This window comes from Cupriavidus sp. UYPR2.512 (assembly GCF_000379565.1).
Lineage (GTDB): Bacteria > Pseudomonadota > Gammaproteobacteria > Burkholderiales > Burkholderiaceae > Cupriavidus.
The window spans coordinates 1-2,610 of sequence record NZ_KB902999.1 but is presented as its reverse complement, the minus strand read 5'-3'; the positions used below and the strand labels follow the sequence as shown (position 1 = coordinate 2,610).

Below are 2,610 nucleotides of genomic sequence, written 5' to 3'. Positions count from 1 at the left end.
CTTGAGGTGGCAGCGCAGCGCGCGGGCCGCCTCCTCGCGGCGCGCGCCGGTGCACCCCAACAGCAGCACGGCGGCGCGCGCCAGGCGGTACTGCGCGCCCGGCGCGTCGGCGTCCTTCGCCGTCAGTGGCGCCCCCAGCGACGACACCGGCCACTTCGCGCAAAGCTGGTCGAGGATGCCATCGGGCCCCACGAGTGCCTTCCACAGCTGCCCGGGCAAGGCCTTCTCGACCGCGATTGGCACGTCACGGCGTGCCGTGACCGGATCGGGGACCAGCAGCCACGGGTTGCCGCCGAGGTAGCGCACGCCCACCAGCCAGGCAAAAAAACCTCTCAGCACCAGCACCGCGTAGCGCTGCGATTCCGCCTGGAGCACGCCCGCAAAGGGGCGCCAACGCGACGAGGTTCGAGGGACCTTAGGGCCGATCCAGGACGGATCCGGCTGCGCCAGGAAATCCTTGTAGCGCTCACAATCATCGGTGCCCACGCTGGATAGCGCGGTGCGGCGCACGCCCACGCACCAGAGCAGGAAACGCTCCAGTTCCTTCTGATAGGCACGGGCCGTCTTGTCCCGGTCGCGGAACCGGTAGAGGTAAGCCTGGATTGCCTCCAGATCATTGCGCGCGGCGATGAGGCAAAAGCCCGGCGCGCGATTGCGGCCCTGGCTGCCGTCGAGCGCAGGCACCACCCGTCCAACCTGCTCCAGCGGCACCAGATTGCGAGCGAGATCCGGGTCCAGTTCGACCAACGCTGTTTGCGGTGTGTCGTCAGCGACCACGAGCGGGCCAAGGGTGGCCGCGTGGCCCTGTAGCCAGCGCTCAATGGCGCGCGCCTTGCCCACCCCAAGCCTCGGGATCGGCAGATACCAATGCTTGCCCCGCAGCGCAATATAGGCATGCAGCTGCGCGAGCGTCTGGATCTGTTCCTGGCGCAGCGTCCGGAAGACGATAGGCCGCAGCCATGCTGACACCGGATCGTCCGGTTGCGGCCGCGAGAAATCTTGATCGGCGGCCCGCACCAGGTAATCGACCGCCGTTTTCGGCCAGCGATTGAAGCGGCGCGCGTCGGCCAAACTTTCCGACAGGTACGGATTGGCTAGACACACGCGCTCGACCAAATGGTCACGCATGGCGTCGAGCCACGCCTCCAATTGCGCCGGCGTTTCGATGCCTGCGGCTTGCAGCGCCTCCTCGTCATAGACGCGCGACAGGATGTGCGCGGTAGGGATGCGGTTGAGGCGGAAGCGTAGCGCCGTGAAGTCGGCGCGGGTATAACGCGGATTGGCAGCGGCGACGTTGTTATGCTGGGCCATAATGGGCGGGGTGAACTATTGGTTGCATCTTACCTGATAACAATAACGAAGCTTGCCGACCTTTGTGCGGCTTGAATCCTTGTGGCAACTTTCCTCAAGGGATATGGGTTATGCAAAGAGTGTGGCGGGACACGCATTTTGTGGCTACACTGCCTCTATTGCTTCTCAGCTTCCCCGTCCGGTAAGGCTGGGAACGCCTCTTAAACGGCCATCCAGCGTCGTTGCCGCCACCCCCAAAATTCCCCCGCGAACCCAAGTGCAGCCTGCTAAACCCCCTATATTGTGGAAAAATTCAAACCTGATAATACCAGCTATCAGGTAAGCGAAAGAGCCGCTTCGGTTAGCGCCCATTCCGCCCGTCCGGCCTTACATCCTAAAGTTGTCACCCGTGCACCTAATGTTGTTGCTGTTCACGGCCATGAGGGCATGGTCAGGCAACCTCATACCGGGCCATAGCGTGGGCAGACCATAATCCCATAGCTGATCGGGGGATTCGCCCACGGCCTGAATTCGTCCATCGCACAGGCGCGCGACAAACGCGCCGCCGCCTTCCCGGTAAATGCAGGACCTCGCGCCGCCCTCTGGCTCGCCGAGCAGGCGCCGCCTGCGATATCGGCACTGGCGGGGCGAGGGCGGCTGCGACCGGCCAGCCGCTCTCCTCCGAGTACGTCAGCCGGACCCTTGACCTTGCCATTGCGCCACAATGGCACGGCGGCGGCGTTGGCGTGCCGCATCGCGCGATAGCAGCGCGCTGTCTTGCCGGAAAAGATGGGCCCCCACGCCTCGCCGCCGGCAATGACAGGTTCGACCAGGCCGGTGACTTTTGACGCCACCCCGCCCCAGATGGAGCAGCGTGCAGAGGCAGCGCGCGGCGTGCAGGCGCTCGCGCTCGGTGCCGGTTGGCATCTCCGCGACGGCGTCTTTCACGGTCGCGCCATGGCTCGTGTGGTGCGTGATGCGCCGCGGGCGCGCACCCGCGGCGGGGCAGCGCGAGCGGCTTCCCGGCCAAATAGCCGGCTTCGGTCAGCCAGGCGAAGAGAGTATTCAGGATGACCATCGCCTGGTACCCGCTGATGCGAGATACAACGGCCGGTCAAAGGGGCGCCAGTCCGCGGCTGCGCGCAAGCTTCTGGCTCCCTGCCAGGACCCGGCGAGCGGCCGGTCGCGGATCGGCCAGGAAGTGCTTGTAGGTCAGCAGATAATCGGGTTCGTCAGGAAAAAGTGTGGGTTGACGAAGGCTCAGGAAGATTGCCAAGCGCATGATATAGCGCGATTTCCGTCGCCCTGAAGGTTCGGAAT

At 64.9% G+C, this 2,610-nt stretch carries 1 protein-coding gene and 1 pseudogene; both read right to left on the bottom strand.

Annotated features, from left to right (window positions below; all coding sequences use genetic code 11):
- On the bottom strand, positions 1–1,311 hold a 1,311-nt coding region (locus A3A5_RS0117210; RefSeq protein WP_018311787.1), incomplete at its 3' end, for a phage integrase family protein.
- A 1,093-nt stretch (positions 1,312–2,404) separates the two neighbouring features.
- Positions 2,405–2,610 (bottom strand): annotated as a pseudogene (locus tag A3A5_RS44870) (hypothetical protein); the annotation flags it as partial.